Annotated in this window: 16 protein-coding genes; 8 read left to right on the top strand and 8 right to left on the bottom strand. The window is 61.1% G+C overall.

What is annotated here, in order from left to right:
- Nucleotides 1-74: 74 nt before the first annotated feature.
- From paaI to paaG, 3 genes are read right to left on the bottom strand one after another with little or no spacing between them, the layout of a single operon-like run.
- The gene (paaI, locus tag SR894_RS19525) at nt 75-542 is read right to left on the bottom strand and encodes a hydroxyphenylacetyl-CoA thioesterase PaaI (RefSeq protein WP_223288993.1); all 468 of its coding nucleotides are present in this window, start codon (nt 540-542) and stop codon (nt 75-77) included.
- On the bottom strand, nt 535-702 hold the full coding sequence (locus SR894_RS19520) for a 3-hydroxyacyl-CoA dehydrogenase NAD-binding domain-containing protein (protein WP_227406068.1): 168 nt from the start codon (nt 700-702) through the stop codon (nt 535-537). Before SR894_RS19520 ends, paaI begins: the two co-directional genes overlap by 8 nt.
- Nucleotide 703: 1 nt before the next feature.
- Nucleotides 704-1,495, bottom strand: coding sequence for a 2-(1,2-epoxy-1,2-dihydrophenyl)acetyl-CoA isomerase PaaG (paaG, locus tag SR894_RS19515; RefSeq protein ID WP_133731960.1), 792 nt, complete (start codon nt 1,493-1,495; stop codon nt 704-706).
- A 583-nt stretch (nt 1,496-2,078) separates the two neighbouring features.
- On the opposite strand from paaG, the gene paaY reads away from it, so the two are divergent.
- The 7 genes from paaY (at nt 2,079) to SR894_RS19480 (ending at nt 10,198) form a co-directional block, all read left to right on the top strand.
- Nucleotides 2,079-2,678: a phenylacetic acid degradation protein PaaY gene (gene paaY / locus SR894_RS19510; protein ID WP_133731961.1), complete on the top strand. Its 600-nt coding sequence runs from the start codon at nt 2,079-2,081 to the stop codon at nt 2,676-2,678.
- Between the two features lie 565 nt (nt 2,679-3,243).
- Nucleotides 3,244-4,806 carry a quinohemoprotein amine dehydrogenase subunit alpha gene (peaA, locus tag SR894_RS19505; RefSeq protein ID WP_223288994.1) on the top strand — a complete coding sequence of 521 codons (1,563 nt, stop codon included), beginning with the start codon at nt 3,244-3,246 and terminating at the stop codon, nt 4,804-4,806.
- A gap of 9 nt (nt 4,807-4,815) precedes the next feature.
- Nucleotides 4,816-6,243, top strand: a complete 1,428-nt coding sequence (gene peaB, locus SR894_RS19500; RefSeq protein ID WP_133731963.1) for a quinohemoprotein amine dehydrogenase maturation protein — start codon at nt 4,816-4,818, stop codon at nt 6,241-6,243.
- Nucleotides 6,240-6,593, top strand: a complete 354-nt coding sequence (gene qhpC / locus SR894_RS19495) for a quinohemoprotein amine dehydrogenase subunit gamma (RefSeq protein ID WP_133731964.1) — start codon at nt 6,240-6,242, stop codon at nt 6,591-6,593. Before peaB ends, qhpC begins: the two co-directional genes overlap by 4 nt.
- Complete coding sequence (peaD, locus tag SR894_RS19490; RefSeq protein WP_133731965.1) at nt 6,593-7,708, top strand: quinohemoprotein amine dehydrogenase subunit beta; 1,116 nt, start codon at nt 6,593-6,595, stop codon at nt 7,706-7,708. Before qhpC ends, peaD begins: the two co-directional genes overlap by 1 nt.
- Before the next feature lie 97 nt (nt 7,709-7,805).
- Nucleotides 7,806-9,506, top strand: coding sequence for an ATP-binding cassette domain-containing protein (locus SR894_RS19485; protein WP_166650390.1), 1,701 nt, complete (start codon nt 7,806-7,808; stop codon nt 9,504-9,506).
- Nucleotides 9,497-10,198, top strand: a complete 702-nt coding sequence (locus SR894_RS19480) for a S8/S53 family peptidase (RefSeq protein WP_133731967.1) — start codon at nt 9,497-9,499, stop codon at nt 10,196-10,198. Before SR894_RS19485 ends, SR894_RS19480 begins: the two co-directional genes overlap by 10 nt.
- Here SR894_RS19480 and qhpG read toward each other — a convergent pair.
- The 3 genes from qhpG to SR894_RS19465 are packed head-to-tail and all read right to left on the bottom strand — an operon-like array spanning nt 10,111 to nt 14,338.
- Nucleotides 10,111-11,487: a flavin-dependent monooxygenase QhpG gene (qhpG, locus tag SR894_RS19475; protein WP_275951332.1), complete on the bottom strand. Its 1,377-nt coding sequence runs from the start codon at nt 11,485-11,487 to the stop codon at nt 10,111-10,113. The two genes, SR894_RS19480 and qhpG, sit on opposite strands and share 88 nt — an antisense overlap.
- Nucleotides 11,487-12,800, bottom strand: coding sequence for an alginate export family protein (locus tag SR894_RS19470; RefSeq protein WP_244286556.1), 1,314 nt, complete (start codon nt 12,798-12,800; stop codon nt 11,487-11,489). Before SR894_RS19470 ends, qhpG begins: the two co-directional genes overlap by 1 nt.
- Before the next feature lie 53 nt (nt 12,801-12,853).
- Nucleotides 12,854-14,338 carry an aldehyde dehydrogenase family protein gene (locus tag SR894_RS19465; protein ID WP_133731969.1) on the bottom strand — a complete coding sequence of 495 codons (1,485 nt, stop codon included), beginning with the start codon at nt 14,336-14,338 and terminating at the stop codon, nt 12,854-12,856.
- Between the two features lie 238 nt (nt 14,339-14,576).
- Here SR894_RS19465 and SR894_RS19460 point away from each other — a divergent pair, with 238 nt between their 5' ends.
- Entirely contained in the window at nt 14,577-16,514 is a 1,938-nt protein-coding gene (locus SR894_RS19460) for a sigma-54-dependent Fis family transcriptional regulator (protein ID WP_133731970.1), read from the top strand.
- Nucleotides 16,515-16,558: 44 nt separating this feature from the next.
- On the opposite strand, the gene paaX is transcribed toward SR894_RS19460, so the two are convergent.
- Together paaX and rnk are read right to left on the bottom strand one after the other, a co-directional pair.
- On the bottom strand, nt 16,559-17,485 hold the full coding sequence (paaX, locus tag SR894_RS19455; protein WP_133731971.1) for a phenylacetic acid degradation operon negative regulatory protein PaaX: 927 nt from the start codon (nt 17,483-17,485) through the stop codon (nt 16,559-16,561).
- Nucleotides 17,486-17,919: 434 nt separating this feature from the next.
- On the bottom strand, nt 17,920-18,333 hold the full coding sequence (gene rnk / locus SR894_RS19450) for a nucleoside diphosphate kinase regulator (RefSeq protein WP_133731972.1): 414 nt from the start codon (nt 18,331-18,333) through the stop codon (nt 17,920-17,922).
- Nucleotides 18,334-18,396 lie beyond the last annotated feature (63 nt).

Here is an 18,396-nt window from a genome sequence, read left to right as displayed (position 1 = left end):
GTTTCTAAATGCGCCATGGGCGATGAAATGGCTTTAGTAATGGGCTTATAAGCGCTCAATGATCAGCGCGTCTTTCATTGTTTATCGCCAGCAGCGGTGTCTTCCAGGCGGCGTACGCTGCCGCGAATTTTGTAGGAACGCCCGCGGAACAAGGCAACGGTATCGCCGTGCTGATTGCGCAACGTAATGTCGTAAATGCCGGTACGCCCGCGGCGGCTGCGCTCTTCGGCGGTGGCGGTGATCTCGTCGCCCAACTGGCCGGGGCCGAGATAGTCGATACTGCAACCGGAAGCTACTGTGGCTTCGTCGTAGCTGTTGCAGGCAAACGCGAAGGCTGAGTCAGCCAGGGCAAACAGAAATCCGCCATGGCAGTTGCCGTGCCCCTGCACCATGTCCTGACGCACGGTCATGGTCAGTTCGGCGAAGCCGGGAGCCACGCGAGTAATGCGCATCCCCAACCCTTGGCTGGCATGGTCGCGGGAAAACATTGCCTCGGCGCAGGCTTCCGCCAATTGCTGCGGGGTCAGTTGGGAATCATGCATGAAAGCTTTCCTCGTGTAGAGCTTCGAGACGAGCAAACACCTGACGTTGGGCCTCAAGGTGCTCGACGATAGCCTCGATAACCAAACGGCTATCGGTCAAGGCATTAATGGCGCCTGTGCTGATGATGCTTATAGTGGCGGTAGAGAGAAGGGCTGGCATATCACTCTCCCTTAAAGGTGGGGCGACGTTTTTCCATAAAAGCGCTGACACCTTCGCGGTAATCTTCAGAGCGCCCGGCCAGCCGCTGAAGGTCGCGTTCCAGGTCGAGCTGTTCGTTGAAACTGTTATCGCTGCTGGCATGCAGAGCGCGCTTAATCAGTGCCAGGCCACGGGTGGGTTGAGTGGCCAGGTGGCGCGCCATGTTCATGGCCTCTTCTTGGAGCGCCTCATCGTCGACGCAGCGCCAGATCATGCCCCACTGTTCGGCGGTTTCGGCGGGGAGCTTGTCGCCCAGCATCGCCAGGCCCTTGGCGCGAGCCATGCCCACTAAGTTAGGCAATGTCCAGGTGCCGCCAGAGTCTGGAATCAAACCGATTTTACAGAAGGCTTGAATGAAGTTTGCCGATCGGGCCGCCAAGACGATGTCGCAGGCCAGGGCGATATTGGCCCCAGCGCCAGCTGCTACACCGTTCACCGCACAAATGGTGGGGAACGGCATGTCCTTGAGAGCACGCAGCATAGGGTTGTAGCGTTTCTCCAGCGACTCGCCGAGGTCGGGGGCCTGCTCGCCGGGCGCGACGCTACGGTCGGAAAGATCCTGACCGGCGCAGAAACCTCGGCCGTTGCCCGTCAGTAACAAAGCGCGAACGCTTGAGTCCTGGCGCACGGCTTTTAGCACCTTGCGCATCTCGGCATGCATTTCGGTATTGAAGCTGTTCAAGCTTTCGGGGCGGTTCAGGGTAATACAGGCGACGCCGTCTTCCACGCTGTAAAGCAGGGGCGCTTGGCTCATGGGTAATGTCCTTGTGTCAGTGCCCTTGAAAAGTGGCAGGTCGTTTTTATTGGAAGGCACATGCCCTTTTCGCGATCGGCGGTGCCCGCCAGCGCCCGTTCGGCCTGTGGTGCACAGGGTGAATCTCTGCCGAGTATAGATTTATTTTGATACACATCAATATTGAATGGGTGTATGTAGTGTGTCGCTTGTTGTTGTTTTTGATAATTTATGCATTGCTAACAATGACTTGTGATGATTTTTTACGAATATAAGATAATGGTTAGACGATGGTATAAAAGAACCAAGGTCGTCAAAGACTGACTTACAGCAGGGTGCGTCGAGTTTTTAGATAGCGTTGTGCCAATTCTTCAATAGACGGTGACAGGTAAAGTGTTTGATGTTTTGTTACGTAAAATATAATCTTCGATAATATTGCGTATCAAGATGGATTGAGCACAGGAGCGCCCCATGACGCAATCAGTGCAGCAACGGTGCGATACCCCTAGGTGCTACACAACTGATGGGGCAGGGGCCGAACAGTTCGAGGAGCGGGCGATGGGGGCAGCACCCCACACGGCCAATCAAGCTAACGGAGAGTGTTATGCCTTACTATCGACTTGAAGGGGTGACGCCGGTGGTACACCCGACCGCCTATGTCCATCCTACTGCGGTGTTAATTGGCGACGTAATCGTGGGCCCTAACTGTTATGTAGGCCCCGGCGCGGTGATGCGTGGTGATTTCGGGCGGTTGGTGCTGGAAGAGGGATCTAACCTTCAGGATACCTGTGTGATGCACGGCTTCCCTGGCTGCGTCACCAAGGTTGAGAAGGATGGTCATATCGGCCATGGCGCGGTACTGCATGGCTGCGTGATTGGGCGTGATGCCATGGTTGGTATGAACGCCGTCGTGATGGATGGCGCCAATATTGCTGAACGCTCTATCGTTGCGGCAGCAGCGTTCGTCAAGGCGGGCTTCGAGTGTGAGCCCCAGTCGCTTGTGATGGGGGCGCCCGCAAAGGTTAAGCGCGCGCTGAGTGATGAAGAGTTCGCCTGGAAACAGCAGGGTACCCAGGAGTATCAGCGCTTAGTGGGCCGTTGTCGGGACAGCCTGGAGCCCTGTGAACCGCTGGCAGAACTCGATGCTGATCGTCCAACCTTGCTGGCTGGTGATACTCAACCCAAGCAGCAGACCTTAGCATAGCGTGGCAAGGCGAGGCTGTTGGTATGGCTCGCCACCACAACCACGTCCTCCCCTGGCGGGCCATCCCCCACACCCAACCATGGGTCGATGGCCCCAAACGGCTTTTGTGGTCGCCCCTGAAGTTGAAGAGATTCACTGCCACAAACACGGCCGGATCAATGTCTGGTTCCCCTGGGGCCGCTACGCCGCACTAGACGACACCGCTAGTGCACTCTGGTCGGCAGCCCCATAACCCCATCCCCCTTGAGAGGCAAGTCTCAAACCTGAGTCGGCCGGAAAATTCGGCTGCCGCCACGGTCAATGATGACCAAATTCGCAGAGGCAAAGTGTTTCAAGACCATACGCGACTGTTGCAAGTTGGGGCACCGCTGGTCTCCTGCGAACCGAGAATCTAACAAGGCTCGGGCAAGCAAATCACTCCAACCACATGAATAAAAAGAAGTTGTTGATAGTCGGCGCGGTCAATGCAGGTTGAATGGTACTGGCACATACCTTCGATGTTCGCCTACGAAGACAACCGCAGACGAACATCACGACAATAATAATGCGTGGAGAACTCTCCGTGATGAGACATGCACTTCCCATAGGACTCTGTAGCTTAGCCCTGCTGCTGCCTACGAGCATCGTCTTGGCCTCTGCTGGCAGCGAAGCTATCGACAGGCACTGTTCAGCCTGCCACCAGACCCAAAGTGGCCCCCAGAGCTGGAGCCGCATTAGTGCACAGCGCAAGACCCCGGAAGGCTGGGACATGACGATCGCGCGCATGCAGACCATGCACGGCCTGGAGCTGCCCCTGGAGGCGCGCCGGGATATCGTCAAGTTCCTCGCCGATACCCGCGGCCTGGCCCCTGAGGAGAGCGCGCCCCAACGTGAGCTGATCGAGCGACGCCTCAACCGTATCGAGTCTTTCGACCATCCCAGCTATCAGGAAATGTGTGCCCGCTGCCATACTGGCGGCCGCGCCCAACTTCAGCGCCGTCCCCTGGAAGAGTGGGAGAGTCTGGTGCACTTCCATGTGGGCCAGTTCCAGACCATTGAGTACCAGGCCATGGCACGGGATCGTGACTGGTTCGATCTCGCCCTGAACGAGATCGCTCCCTGGCTGGCCGAGACTCAAAGTCTCGAAAATGACGCCTGGGAGGCATGGCAGCAGGCCGAGCTGACCTCTCCTGAGGGCGACTGGCAGCTCTGGGGGTACTGGCCCGGAGAAGGCGACTTTTACGCAGATGTGACGATTAACGCCGCTGAAGGCGAGGATGCCTACTCCCTTAGCCTGGACGGTGCTTTCACTAGCGGTCGTCCGCTCAGTGGCGAGGGCCAGGCCATCGTTTATACCGGCTACGAGTGGCGCGCCAGCCTTAACCTCAACGGCCGTGATCTCAAGCAGGTGCTGGATTTCTCCGGCGCACAGCCCAGCGGGCGCATCTTCGACGACCATGACGAGGCTTTTGGCATGATGGTGGAAATGGTGCCTCACGAAGCGTCCGAGCCTGCGGTGTTGGCCAGCCTGCCCGCCTCGCTCAAGGCCGGCGAGCGCAGCCGGCTGGTGCTGCTGGGCTACGGCCTTGGGGAAGGAGAGATCAATCTGGGGGAGGGCGTCACCGTGCGTAACCTGGTCGAACGTAGCGACATGCGCCTGGTGCTGGACGTTGAGGCCAGCACCGATCTTACGCCCGGCTGGTTGCCTATGCAGATTGGCGAGATCAGCGCTGAGAGACTGCTCGCCGGCTACCGCACGGTGGATCGCCTGGAGGTGAGTCCAGCGCTGGGAGTGGCTCGCATCGGCAACGACAAGACCCCGCCAGTGAGTGGCGTCTTCACCGCCGCCGGCTATCTGGATGGCGCCGATGAGGCCATCCCGCTGGGTCAGGTACCGGTACGTTGGAGCGTGTCCCCCTGGGACGAGATCGCCGAACGCGACGAGGATGCCAGGTTTGCTGGCATATTGGACGCCGCCACAGGGATCTTCTCGCCGGCCGGGGCCGGGCCCAACCCGCTGCGCCAGTACAACGCCAACAGCGTGGGCAACCTGCGGGTGACCGCCAGCGTGGTGGGGCAGGAGGCGATGCAGGACGAAGCCCAACTGATCGTTACCGTGCAACGCTGGAACAACCCACCGCTTCGCTAGGAGATCACCATGGGAATCTTACAAGCCATACCCGAGAACCTGCATCGGATGGAAGTGGAAGGCCAGCCGCTGTGGTTCCATATCCCCACCACCAGCCTGTTTGCCCCGGATGCCCTCAGCGAGGAGCTGCTGGCTCTGGCCGGGCGAAAGGAGGGGCTCGACAGCGGGGCGCTGCCGGGACATCTGACACATCAGGTCAGCGGCGATGATATTCAGGAGCGGCTGCTACAGCTCAAAGCGCTGAAGCTGATCACTGATGGCGTCGTCCAGGCCTATAATCCCAGCGTAAAGGTGGAGCAGTTCCCGCTCTCTACCGTGGTGCTCAACGTCAATACCGGCTGCAACCTGAGCTGCAGCTACTGCTATAAGGAAGACCTGGATACCCCCCGGGACGGCAAAAAGATGGATCTGGCCACCGCCCAGGCCTCCATCGAGATGATGCTGCGCGAGGCCCCCCAGCGGGATCGCTACAACATCGTCTTCTTCGGCGGCGAGCCGCTCAGCAACATGCCGTTGATCCGCCAGGTGGTCGACTGGGCCGAGGCGCGCATCCACGGGCTCGGCAAGGCAGTGGATTTCACGCTGACCACCAACGCCACCCTGCTGAATGAGGAGAAAATCGCCTTCTTCGACGCCCATCGTTTTGGACTCACGGTGAGCATGGACGGCCCCAAAGCGATCCACGACAAGAACCGCATTGCGGTCAACGGCCAGGGCACCTACGATCTGGTGGCCAAGCGCATTAAACCGCTGCTGGCCAGCTATCGCTCACGGCCGGTGGGGGCCAGGGTGACCCTGACTCGTGGCATCACCGACGTCATCGGTATCCACGACCACCTGGTCAATGAGCTGGGTTTCGCCGAAGCGGGCTTCGCTCCCGTCACCTCTGGTGATATGGCGGCCTACAATCTTACCGGCGACGAGCTCAAGCGGGTCTTCGACGGTATGGTCGAGCTCGGTGAGCGGGCCGTGGCAGCCGCCATTCAGGGGCGCGATATCGGCTTCGGCAACTTCAACCAACTGCTCACCGATCTTTGGGAAGGACGCAGCAAGGCGGTGCCCTGCGGCGCAGGCCTAGGGTTGGTCTCGGTGGATCATGCGGGCGATGTACACCTCTGTCACCGCTTTACTGGCTCAGAGATGCCTACCTTCGGCAGCGTCCAGGAGGGGCTTGATCACGCTGGTCTCAAGCAGTTTATCGAAGCCAGGAGCGATCGCTCCGAGCGTGGCTGCAGCAACTGTCGGATCCGCAACCTCTGCTCCGGTGGCTGCTACCACGAGAGCTACGCTCGCTATGGCGACCCCATGACCCCCACCTATCACTACTGCGACCTGATGCGCGACTGGGTCGATTTCGGCATTCAGGCCTATGCTCGCATCCTGCGGCATAACCCCGATTTTCTCGACGGCCCCCTGGCCGGGAGGCAAACAGCATGACGAATAACAAGAAGAACTTGACCGCACTGGGGTTGGCCCCCCTCAACCGCAAGGCCCGCGAAATGGAGCGGGCTGCCAGCCCAGAGGCCCTGGAAGAAGTGCAGGCCATGCAGACTGTCGCCGGGTGCACTTCCAGCTTCGACCCGGGCTGGGAAGTGGATCCCTTCGGCGGCGTGGCATCGCTGTGCCAACCGATGGAGGCAGATCTCTATGGCTGCGCTGACCCCTGCTGGTGGCCTGCTCAGGTACCGGACACCATGAACACCTACCCTCACTGGGGGGATGGGGCCGACCGCGCTGAGGATGATTGGCGCAAGTTCGATAGCGTCTATCCGGGAGACGAGAAGTGATGAATACCTCAGAAATGAAGCGGCTCACCCTGCCCCTAATAGGGCTGTTGGCCTTCGCTGCCCAGCCCCTGGTGTTTAATGCTGCTGTCGCCGGTGAAGCCAGCGCTGACGAAGTACGCGAGTATCTGGTAACCATGGCCCGTCCCAACCAGCTCTACGTGATCGACCCGGAGGCCCAGGAAGTGGTTCGCACCTGTGACGTAGAAGGCGACTTCGGCTCCGGCACTCTGCAGCTATCACCGGATGAGCGGATCGCCTATGTGCTGCACAACCGCTGGGAAGACGTGGTGGGCATCGACCTCACCAGTTGTGAGGAAGTCTTCCGTGCCAGCGGCTCAGGCAACTCAATACGCGCTAAATCCATCGCCTCCCTGGCCGTGAGCCCGGACGGTAGCCGACTCTATAGCATCTGGGATCGGGTGCGGCTAGGTATCGACCATTACGAAGTGTTGGAGCCACAGCTGGCGGTCTATGACACGACAGCGGGTCTCGCTGCCGAGCCCCTGACCACCTTCCCGGCACCGCGCCAGGTGACGACCATGGGAGCCGCCGAGGACGGTTATCTCTATCTCGCTGGCGCTGATATCTATCGGGTCGACCCGGAAAGCGGCGAGACTGAGATCGCCATCGCCAACCGGAATTGGGATCGCCCCAGTTTTAGCTCGCCAGATTCCTTAGCCGTGTGGTCTATGGGTGAGGTAACCAACGAGTTCCTGCGCCCCTACACGGTGGCGGAGCATCCCGGCGAGGAGAACGAGGCCTGGCACTGGGGCGTCAGCCGAGTCGACCTAGCCACCGGCGAGACTGAGAACAAGGAGATTGTCCCTTTCGAGTTCATCATCTTCTCCATGGTTTCTGATCCCCGGGAGAGGGACGTCTTTTACGGCGTCTACACCCAACTCAGCAAACTGGATGCCCGCACCCAAGAGATCGTGGAGGTGATCGATCTTGATCATACTTACTACAGCATCAACACTTCCTATGACGGCTCGCGGATTTACCTGGGCGGCGCCTCCAGCGATATCGCCATCTATGATGATGACTTCAATGATCTGGGGCGCATCCGCCTGCCCGGTGATATGAGCACCGCAACTCTGAAGGTGGCACGCTTCTAGGTTGCCGTTACATGATCCTTCTGGCCGGCGCTTGCTAAAGTGACCGGCCCTTTTTGCTGGGGGCAGCCCCTATGAATGATGAATGAAGAGAGCGTCGATGCGTGAGCCTGACTTCACTCGCGACACAGGGGCGCTGCCCTGGGGCTGGCTCTACCGCCCCCTCAAGGCGCGGCGCCTGGCCCTGGCCCGGCTGCTGACGCTGAGCCTGGTGGCGACCCTGCTGGCGCTGTTGCCGCCGCTGCTCACCCAGAGGCTCATCGATCACGGCCTGATGCAGGGGGACTTCAACACGGTTGCTACCTACGTCGCCGCCCTGGTGGTGGTGGGACTCGCCGCCCTGGCTCTACAGGGACTAACCCGGCTGCAGCATGTGGCGCTCTCCGCCCGACTATTGCTGTCACTGCGCCGCTCCTTGCTGCGTCATCTGCTGCGCCTGGCTCCGGCCCGCTGGCAGGCCCGAGGGCGAGGCGATCTAATGAGCCGTCTCGATGGCGACCTGTCTATCCTCCAGGGGTTCGCCCTGGACGGCCTGCTCAGCGGACTCTCTAACCTGTTGGGGCTGGTGGGGGCGCTGGCCATGATTGGCCTGTTCAGCCCCATGCTGATGGCTCTGGTTGCCGTGCTGGTACCCATCCAGTGGCTGTGGCTGCGCGCCTGGCGCCCGGCCCTGACTCGTCGTCAGCAGGCGCTCCGTGAGCAGAGCGGTGAACTCTCCGGCTTCTGGCAGGATACCCTGGCCCATGGCCCCTGGTTTCAAGGTCAGGCGCTGGAGCCGTCGCGCCTCAATCGCCTCCAGGGGCTTGGCCACGAACAGCTGCGGCGCCTGTTGGCGGTGCGTCAGGTGGGCTTTCTCAGCGACGTGGGGCCCCAGCTGATCCTCTCCCTGGCCCGGGCCGGGGTGCTGCTGTTGGGCGGCTATCTGGTGATTCAGGGGCAGTTGCAACTCGGTGAGCTGGTGGCCCTGTTGGCGTATCTCGGTATGGTGATGGCCCCCATCGGCGGCCTGCTGGGACTCTATGGAGGTTGGCAACGGGCCCGGGTCAGCGCTTGCCGCCTGGCCGAACTCTTCAGTGAGCCCGCCATGCGTGATCCCTATCGGGGCAGCCGTCCTGCCGGGCCTGGTGAACTTTGCTTGGAGGGTGTGCGTTTCCGCCACCCTGGCCAAGCCAATTGGCTTCTGGATGACATCGATCTCGCGCTTCCGCCGGGCAGCAAGGTGCTGATCGCCGGTCCCTCCGGAGCCGGCAAGAGCAGCCTAATCCGCCTGCTGCTGGGGCTGGAGTCGCCCGAGTCGGGTGAGATTCGTGTCGATGGCGTGCCGCTCGGCGCGCTCTCCCGCCATCACTGGCTCAAGCAGGTTGCCTGGGTGGAGCAACACCCCAGCCTGCTACGCGGTAGCCTGGCCGAGACCCTGCGCGCCCTGGCCCCCGAGGCAAGTGACACCGAACTGATCGATGCGCTTTCCCGCGTTGGACTCGCCGACTGGCTGGATGCCCTGCCAGAAGGGTTAGAGAGCGAGTTGGGCGATTTGGGTGGCAAGGTCTCTGGCGGCCAGCGCTCGCGCCTGGCCCTGGCTCGGGCACTGCTAAAAAAGCCTCGCTTGGTGCTGCTGGACGAGCCCACCGCGGCGCTGGATCCGGCGGCTGCCCGAGCCTTCGATGTCCTGCTTGATGAGGTGCTGGGGGATACCACCCGGCTGATCATCAGCCACCAGAGCGACCACTTTGGCAATCTGGATACCTGCTATCGACTCCAGCAAGGGCAGCTGTTTGCGGTGGAGGCGGCATCATGTCTCTAATATCGGCCCTCAGTCCGACCCTGGGCGTGATCGATAGCGGGGTACCTCCTGGTACGGCACTGGCGCGTTTCCACTCACCCAGTGGTGCCGACCCCGGGGATCGCCTTGGCCATGGTCGGGCGGTCCTCGCCACCCTGGGGCATTATTTGCCGCTGACGCGGCTGGACATCGCCCTCTACAAGCTATTCGAAGAGCGTCTCACCGCTAACGCCGATTCCCTGGCAGCGGCCTTCGAGTGGCAAGCTGAGGTGCCACCGGCCTGGGTGCTCTGCAGTCTGGGGTTGACCCGGCCTGATGCGCGGCTGCAGGCGGCGGTGCAGAGGCTTCAGGCTGCGGGCACCTGCATCGTCGCTGCCAGTCCGCGTTTCGGGGCGCCGGTCTACCCTGCAGCCTGGCCCGGGGTGATAGCGGTGAGCGGCGCCGCGGGGCTGATGCCGGGCCCGCCCCAACGTGACCGGGATGGCCGCTGGTACGCCTGCGTCTGGGCGGGCCGAGGGCACTCCGAGGAAGGCCAGGTCTGGCAGCCCTGGCAGGTGGGGGCACCACCGTTGGGAACGCCACCATCGCTGGGTGGGTCAAGCTTCGCCGTCGCCCATGCCCTGGGCTATTGGCTGGCGGAATCGACCGGTGAAGAGGCGGTGACGCCGGAAGAGTGGAGTGCGGGCTCGGGTAGCGTCGGCCAGTCGGGGTGATCGGTCCACCAGCGGGCCACCGCCATGGCAGCGGGGCCAGCGGCCACCAATAGCGCCCGGGCCGCGTCGTGGTCGCCCTCCTGCATGGCCTTGACCAGGGGCGCCAGGGGGGTTCCCGCCACTGCCTGGATCCCCAATGGCTGATCCGGGGTAAAAACCAGCTCCCGCTCAGCCAATCGTGTACCGATGATGGCCAGGCCGCGGCCCACTCTTACCCGGGCCCAGGGCTCCGGTAGATGCAGCGGTTGATGATCGGGCCAGTGACAGCGTGCTGTCCAGTAGGGTGCCGGATCGATGTCTATCGACTCTTGGTAGGCGGCCTGGCGATAGAAGTCGCGGCCAGCCCGGGCGAAGCGCCAGTACTGGGCATCCTGGCGGCGTTGATGGAAGCGCTCCAGGGGCGCGATGCGGGCTTCTTCGAACAGGCTATTGAGAACCGGTGCCAAGCCGTGGGCCGAGGAGAGCGCATTGAAAATGCCCTGTCCAGAGAGGGGGTCGATAGCCATGGCGGCATCCCCCAGGCGCCAGAGGCGCCCCTCTCTCACCTGGGTGCGCCCCAGCAGGCTGGGGCGCTGGTAGTGGTGGCGAATCTTGGCTTGGCCCCAGAGCTGGGCCAGATCGGGCTGGGCGGCGAGCCAGGCGTCGGGGTCGCAGCGCGCCTGGCATAGCGACGCTTCCGTCAGGGCCAGTTGCAGATACTGCTGGCCCTTGAGCCGCGACCACCAGGCCCAGCCGCCGCCGGGCAACGACAGGGCGGCACTGGCGGGGGCGGAGTCGGCGGCCTCGCCGCGTAGGATCCAGGCCGGGGTTGACCAGGGGGCGGCGTCGCGGAACTGGCGCCGCGCCGCCGCCCGACCCCGGGCCTCCACGCCCCAGGAGGCGGTCAGTATGCGACCATCTGCCAAACCAAGGCGAACGTTACTTTTCAGGCTCTCCAGGAACGTGATCCGCGCCTTGATCACCGGGATACCTGCCTCGTGAAGATCTTCCAGCAGGGCGGCATCGAAGGCCGGGCGCGGCAGCAGCCACTCGGCGTTGGGCGCCCGAATCTCACCACCCCAGATAACCCGCCGCGGCAGGGGCCCCACCGCGCAGTCGGCGGCCCGGTGCAGCCCCAGGCTGTGTAGGGCCTGGAGGCTGCGCCGGGCAATGCCCTCGATGGCCCGGTAGTAGCGGACACGCCCCACCAGGGTGACTCGCCGACCGGCGCGATGCAGCAGCATGGCCAGAGCTGCCCCGGCGGGGCCGCCTCCGGCGATCACTATCTCGCTATCCACGTCTTGGCGCATCAGAAGAAGAATCCCACGAGTAGTTGGGCATAGAAAGCGGTGTCGTCGTCGCCAAGCTGAATACCGCCCTGGGCCGCACTCTTGTTCGGACTGTACCAGCCGAGCAGTGGTGAGACATAGAGCCAATCGGAGGGCAGCCACTCGGCATAGAGATTGAACTCACGCCCGCCCATGTCGGGCTGGTTAGTGGTGTCACGGCTGGAGAAGTCGTAAGCCAGGAGTCCCAGGTGCAGGCTCTCATTCAACGAGCCCTCCAGACCCAGCCGCCACACCTCGGTATTGCTATTGAAGGGGCCGGCATAGTTTCCTGCTACCTCGCCCTGGAACCAGGTTCCGTAGCCCCGGGTGAAACCGTAGAAGAGCGGATCCCACTCTTCGGAAAAGCGGCTGTAGCGCAGCGACAGGGTAGGTTGACCGGGTAGCTCGCTGAAAGTCCAGGCAGGCTCTAGTGCCCAGGCGTTCTCACGGGTGTTCTTGCGCTGATGGGCGAGCTCTCCGCGCAGGGTCAAGGCGTCGTCCAGCATGCGCTGTTCGAAGCGCAGTCCATAGACATCCATACCATCGCGCTGGGCCAGGAAGTCGTCAGCTTGGGCCTTGTCAACTCCCAGACCGCGCAAATAGGTCGCCTCCACTAATCCACTACCGTGATCGTGGGCCAGGGTGAGAGCGGCCATCTCGGTGCTGGCTTGTGCCGGATTGTCCGACTCGAACCAGGCCACTTGGCTTTGCCAGCCTGCGTGACCCAGGGCTACCACTGCGGTGCGGTCAAAGGCTTGGCGCCCCGCCAGGTAGTAGGCGCCGCCCCGATCCAGCTCATCGCCCAAGGAGTCTCCCAGGCTGACCGCATCGCCAGCCACCAGGAAGCCGTCGCCGAGGGTAATCGGCTGGCGTCCCGCGGAAACATCCACGCGCCAGGGCAAACTGGAGTCGCCCTGTGACTCGCTACGGTAGCCGAGAAAGGCGTCCTCGAGATCGAGCTCACGCTCGCTGCCAGAGGTAAAGCCAGCGGCGTCGCCGTCGCCCCAGGTGGCGGTGCCTACGGTGCTAACTCGGCCATAGAGACCATCCGCCTTGGGGGCGAGTTCGGCGCCCAGGGTCAGCACTCCTTCCTGCCAGCGGTGACGCTTCGCCTCGGCTGCCCCGGTGGCATACCCCCGGTCGCTATGGAAAGTACCGAGCAACGCCTGAATATCGATATTCACGGTGGAGTGGCCGAGATCGGCCATCTCGTAGGCCTGAGCAGGGAGTGTGGCGGCCAGCATCAGTCCGCCTATGGAGCCGGAGAAACGCGAGTTAAAGTTGTTCTTATGCATTGGATATTCCCTTGGAGGTGGAAGGCCAATCACGATGCCAGGACAGGGCTACATCAAACGATCATCACAACCGATTTCTGCTCTGTGTAATGTTCGATCAGTGAATCGCCGAGCTCGCGGCCAATGCCCGACTGTTTGAAGCCACCGAAGGGCATGCAGGCATCCAGTAGGTTGTGGCCATTGATCCAGACGCTGCCGGACTCAATCTCCGGCACCAGACGATTAACCGCGGCAAGATCGTTGGACCAGATACTCGCGGCCAGCCCATAGGGAGAGTCGTTGGCCAGTAACACCAGTTCTTCCAGCTCGCGGAAGGTCTGTACCACCACTACTGGGCCGAAGATTTCTTCCTGCACGCAGCGGCTCTCCTGGGCCAAGCCGGTGATCACCGTGGGCTCTACGAAGTAGCCCGTTTCGCTGCCCTTACCGCCGCCGGTAACGATGGTGCCGCCGTCGCTGCGCGCCTGCTCGATATACGCCAGTACTCGCTGCTGCTGCTTGGCAGAGACCAGCGGGCCAAGGGTACAAGTGGGTTCCCAACCCGGCGCTAGCGTCAGGCCCTGGGCCTGTTCGGCTAGCTTGGTGACGAAGGCGTCGTGGATCGACTCATGCACATAGATCCGCGATCCGGCGGTACAGACCTGCCCCTGGTTGAAGAAGATCGCCTGAGCCGCGCCGGCAGCGGCTGCCTCAATATCGGCATCGGCCAGCACCATCACCGGTGATTTGCCGCCCAGTTCCAGGGTGGTCCGGGTCAGGTTCTCCATGGCGGAATGCCCGATCTGCTTGCCTACAGGGGTCGACCCGGTAAAGGCCACCTTGTTGATACCTGGGTGGCCAGCCAGCGCTGCTCCAGCGGTATGACCCAGACCAGTGACCACGTTGAGAGTGCCGGCCGGGAAGCCCACTTGCTCGGCCAGCTCCGCCAGCAACAGGGCGGTGAGCGGGGTGTCCTCGGCGGGCTTGAGCACGATGCTGCAGCCGGCGGCTAGGGCTGGGGCCACCTTCCAGGCTGCCATCAACAGCGGGAAATTCCAGGGGATGATGGCGCCCACGACGCCTATGGGCTCGCGGCGGGTATAAGCGACGATCTGCTTGTCTTCGGGCAGGAAGGGCATGGAGGGGGTCATGCTGCGGCCTTCGATCTTGGTGGCCCAGCCCGCGGTATAACGGATGTAGTCGATGGCCAGGGCGACGTCCATATGGCGTGAAAAGGTCACCGGCTTGCCGTTGTCCAGGGTCTCGAGCAGGGCGAAGTCATCGGCGCGGGCCTCTAGAGCGTCGGCGAGATCCAGCAACAGCTTCTCCCGCTGGGAGGGGCGCGACTTGCGCCAGCCACGGAAGGCCTCCCGGGCGGCACTGACCGCGGCGTCGATATCGTTGGCATCGCCCGCCGGAACCCGACTGATCACCTCGGCGGTGGCGGGATTATAGACATCCAGGGTCTGGCCGCTAGTGGCAGGACGCCACTGGCCGCCGATAAAGAGGGTGTGGCTCTTGTCAAGCCAAGCTTGAATGGCGGTGGAGTGCTGCGTCATGGTTGTGCTCCTGTTAGGCTGATTTATGATTGTTTTGAGAGCGTGCCAGTCATTGCACGCCTCCAATACTCCCTAGCAAGCCCCGTGCCAGCTCAGGGGTACAATATAATCAAAACAAAATCAGCGAGTTGCGGGTCGGTTTTGAAGATGCTCTGTCGTTGTTCCTGCGTCGTTTTGTCGTCGGACACGACAGCTGTCGCATCCTGGGACAGGTCGCCAACTTCGCGGGGAGAGAGCCATGATCTCCAGAGCAGCCCTGAGAACCTCTGACGTGATTCGCCAGGCCCGTGAGCATCTGCTCCGCGGCCAGCAGCTACCGTTAGGCATGCTCGATGCCTGTATCGACCGTTCGTGGCAGCGATGTATGGAGCACGGGCTGCAGCCTGGTACCCGGCCTGAGCTGCCGCGGCTCGATAGTAGCGAACTGCGCACTCAGCGTGAGACGCATCGTCGTCTGATCGAACTGGCTGATCCCCTGATCAGGCGAGTGGCCGAGGATCTACGTGGCTGCCAGTTGCTGCTGGCCACCCCAGATGCCACCGTACTCAAGAGCTATGGTCAGCGCTTCGTGCTTAATGATCGTTTTCACATCGGGGCCGGCATCAACCTGGACGAACGCTGGTTCGGTACCAATGCACCGGCCCTGGCGCTCATCGAGCGGGCGCCGGTATTGGTCAAATCCTGTGAGCACTTGCTATTCCCCGACAACCCGGTCTCCTGTGTGGCTGCCCCGTTGTTAGATCTCAACGGTGACTGTCTAGGCTTGATCGATCTCACTTTCGAGGCCGACCACCCCCGCCCCGAAATTTTTCTACGCCGAGTGCAGCAGCTCACCGGGGCGCTGGAGCAGCGGCTTTTTTTCCGCCACTACCAGCAGCACTGGGTGCTCCAGGTGCACGCATCGCTGGCCGAGCTGGACAGCGTGAGCTGCGGTTTGGTGGCACTGAATGAGACCGGTCTGATCCTGGCGGTTGATTCCCAGGCCGCCCAATGGCTTGGCGAGGCCTCCGCCGCATTAATCGGCCGTCATATTGAAGAGTTATTGGGTAATTCCTGGAAGGAGATCTGTCGCCAATGCGAAAGTTGTTCGGCCTTGCTGGGGCTGCCGCTCACCGGTGGCCAACTGGTAGGGCGACTCAATCCCCCTGACCAGTGGCAGCCGGCGGCTCTGAGCAACGAAGCCATTGTGGTGCCGGTTTCGCCCGAACCATCCCTCTGCCGTGATCTTGAGGCGCTGGTTGAGGAGTGGCCCATGGCTCTGGCCCGGGAGGCACGCCGGGCTAGTCGGGCGCTGGAAGTAGGCCTGCCAGTACTGCTGCAGGGCAAAACTGGTACCGGAAAAGAGCAATTGGCCCGAGCGCTGCATATCAGTCTTGGTGAGCAGCGGCCCTTCGTGGCACTCAACTGCGCAGCCCTGCCCGAAAGCCTTATCGAGGCAGAGCTGTTTGGCTATGGGGAAGGTGCCTTCACCGGCGCCCGTAAGGGGGGCTACAGCGGGCGGCTGGTGCAGGCTAATGGTGGCACTTTAATGCTCGACGAGATCGGTGACATGCCGCTGGCGCTGCAGGCCCGTCTACTGCGGGTGCTGCAGGAGAGAGTGGTGACGCCGCTGGGCGATCACCGCGAGGTACCTATCGACTGCCGAGTAATAGCCGCTAGCCATCGCGATCTAGAGATCCTGGTGACGGCCGGTGACTTCCGCGAGGATCTCTATTACCGCCTGGCTGGAGTAGTAGTAGAGCTTCCCACGCTGAACGAGCAGGTCGATCTAGCTGGACAGATTCATGAACGTTGGGCATCGCTATGCCGCCATCATGGCCGCCATTTGGTTTTGGATGAGACCTTGGTAGAGCGTTTGACCGCCTACCTTTGGCCTGGCAACTGGCGGGAACTGGAACACTGCCTGGAAGCGGCTCTGGTGGGAGCCGAACCAGAGTGCCAACGGCTGACCATGGAAGGGCTTTCGCCACGCTGGCAGCGCAAGCTGACTCAGCCCATGGAGAGTGGTGTCGACAGTACGGCCACATCGGAGGATGTGTGCAACGGCTCCCAGGAGCTGCGCGAAATGGAGCGGGCCCATATGGTGCGCACGCTCGAAGCCCACGACGGCAACATGACTGCCGCCGCCCGGGCGCTAGGCATCAGTCGCTCGACGCTCTATCGACGGTTGGGGTGAGCCCCACTGGATGTGACGACTGATTCATCGTGCTCGTTTGGCGTTCAATCCAGCCCGCCGAAGCGCTGGTAGAAGCTGGGGCCGGGGGCGGGTAGTGGGCCCTCGGCGTTTTCCAGATGTTGATCCAGCCAGCGTTCTGCACGTTCGGAGAGCAAACGATAAAGGTTGCGGCAGAGCTGATGGGCGTAGCGTCCTTCCCACGCCGTGGGGAGTAGTTCCTCAGGCAGGAGGGGATCGCGTAATTGAACCTTGCGATACTCGTGAATAAGCAAAGTGCGGGCAATGAAACACTCTTCCTGCCCCAAATGGTTCTCTGCGTTGAGTGCATTCCAGAGTGGGCGAAACTTAACCAGAAAACGTTGGTAGAGCTCGGCTAATTCGTCGAGGTTCCAGCTCTCTCTGACCTGGAGACGCAGCGGCTTACTGGTCATGGGCTCCATGGTCTGCGTTTGCATTACAATCGTATCGTCTGCTGCATCCAGTTCTTGCAAGGCCGCCATGGTCTCTGCACATGACAGCGTGGGATGCGCCAGCACACCCTGAGCAAAACTACCAAAGCCTAGCCATTCGAGCTCATCACGAATCTGTTGGCGCCGGTCTGGGGGAAGCTGTGTCAGCAATACCAATGTCCACTGTCCCGACCAAGCTGGCTGGGCGCCGTGATAGACACGCTTGAAGGCTTGTTCGAAACGACGCCGACCAGGGCCACTCAACCGATAGTAGCTGCGACGACCAATCTTCTCTCCCCGTAGCCAGGTTTCATTGGTCAGCCGGTAAACCGATGTGCGCACCAGCCGCTCGTTGATACCGATGGGCTCCACCAGTTTCGATAGACTGCCTAACCAAACGGTACCGCCCCGCGGAACGATAGAGTCGCCATAGACGGTAATAATCAATGAACCGGCGCGAATTGGCCGACGCTTTTGAAAGTCATCAATAAGCGTAGCGACGCACTCTTTAGCTGACGACATGGTGAAAGCTGATTCCCTTTGCGGTGAGGTTGTCTCTAAAAACGACAGAAAATATGACGAATACAAAAGATTATCGTATCACGTTTTTTTGTCGTTTGGCCTGAGTCGACCCTCTCTTGATCGGAAGTCGCTGCGTCCACTTCCTGGCGTAAGGGCGCCTATGAGCGCTGTAATGCTTTGCCAATTCAGGTTTTAAGGTAACCGTCCAATGTGTACATTATCACTGGCAGAATTGTGAAAAGTGCCATGGTTATGATTAATAGCAGGGACGGTATGTTTAATGCGATAAAGAGCCGCTTAGGTATCGTCTTCCGAAGGAAGTATGTGAAAGCGAAGGGCGCTCTGAATAGACTCCCTTTATGTGAAATAAGTGGGCGAAGATAATAGCTGACTTAATCATGAGCTAGCGGAGCCAGCTCACTCTTTAGCGCGTCTTATCGATGGAATTGCTTTTCGCGTTCGGGCTGCCAATAAATAGCATCGATGCGGAGCCGTGCTTCGGTATTGTTGGGTAACGGCCATTCGATGATGTCGCCCACTTTAAGACCGATCAATGCAGCACCAATAGGCGCCATGACCGAAATGCCGTCCGCTACGCTTTCCAGGGAGTGCGGATAGACCAAGGTGCGAATCATCTTAAGCCCGCGGGTAAGGTCGGTGAAGCGAACCTGGCTATTCATGCTGACCACGTCATCCGGAATATCCTCGGGATCGCAGACTTCACCTCGTGCTAGCTCTTCCTCAAGTAGCTGAGCCACGGCCATGTCTTTATCAGATGCATTGTCGATCAAGCGCTGAAGGCGTTCGGCATCAAGACGATTAATAATAATAGCAGGACGTTGTCCCATGATTACTCTCCTTGGAAAGCAATAAGTTTAAACCAATAAAAAACAGCCCTTCCCCAATAAAGG

This window comes from Vreelandella neptunia, assembly GCF_034479615.1.
Taxonomy (GTDB): domain Bacteria; phylum Pseudomonadota; class Gammaproteobacteria; order Pseudomonadales; family Halomonadaceae; genus Vreelandella; species Vreelandella neptunia.
This window is presented reverse-complemented; position numbering and strand designations above follow the sequence as displayed.

Bases quoted from the DNA above. Each gene is read 5' to 3' on its own strand.
- paaI (WP_223288993.1), bottom strand. From the start codon at position 542: ATGCATGATTCCCAACTGACCCCGCAGCAATTGGCGGAAGCCTGCGCC.
- SR894_RS19520 (WP_227406068.1), bottom strand. From the start codon at position 702: ATGCCAGCCCTTCTCTCTACCGCCACTATAAGCATCATCAGCACAGGC.
- paaG (WP_133731960.1), bottom strand. From the start codon at position 1,495: ATGAGCCAAGCGCCCCTGCTTTACAGCGTGGAAGACGGCGTCGCCTGT.
- paaY (WP_133731961.1), top strand. From the start codon at position 2,079: ATGCCTTACTATCGACTTGAAGGGGTGACGCCGGTGGTACACCCGACC.
- peaA (WP_223288994.1), top strand. From the start codon at position 3,244: ATGAGACATGCACTTCCCATAGGACTCTGTAGCTTAGCCCTGCTGCTG.
- peaB (WP_133731963.1), top strand. From the start codon at position 4,816: ATGGGAATCTTACAAGCCATACCCGAGAACCTGCATCGGATGGAAGTG.
- qhpC (WP_133731964.1), top strand. From the start codon at position 6,240: ATGACGAATAACAAGAAGAACTTGACCGCACTGGGGTTGGCCCCCCTC.
- peaD (WP_133731965.1), top strand. From the start codon at position 6,593: ATGAATACCTCAGAAATGAAGCGGCTCACCCTGCCCCTAATAGGGCTG.
- SR894_RS19485 (WP_166650390.1), top strand. From the start codon at position 7,806: ATGCGTGAGCCTGACTTCACTCGCGACACAGGGGCGCTGCCCTGGGGC.
- SR894_RS19480 (WP_133731967.1), top strand. From the start codon at position 9,497: ATGTCTCTAATATCGGCCCTCAGTCCGACCCTGGGCGTGATCGATAGC.
- qhpG (WP_275951332.1), bottom strand. From the start codon at position 11,487: ATGCGCCAAGACGTGGATAGCGAGATAGTGATCGCCGGAGGCGGCCCC.
- SR894_RS19470 (WP_244286556.1), bottom strand. From the start codon at position 12,800: ATGCATAAGAACAACTTTAACTCGCGTTTCTCCGGCTCCATAGGCGGA.
- SR894_RS19465 (WP_133731969.1), bottom strand. From the start codon at position 14,338: ATGACGCAGCACTCCACCGCCATTCAAGCTTGGCTTGACAAGAGCCAC.
- SR894_RS19460 (WP_133731970.1), top strand. From the start codon at position 14,577: ATGATCTCCAGAGCAGCCCTGAGAACCTCTGACGTGATTCGCCAGGCC.
- paaX (WP_133731971.1), bottom strand. From the start codon at position 17,485: ATGTCGTCAGCTAAAGAGTGCGTCGCTACGCTTATTGATGACTTTCAA.
- rnk (WP_133731972.1), bottom strand. From the start codon at position 18,333: ATGGGACAACGTCCTGCTATTATTATTAATCGTCTTGATGCCGAACGC.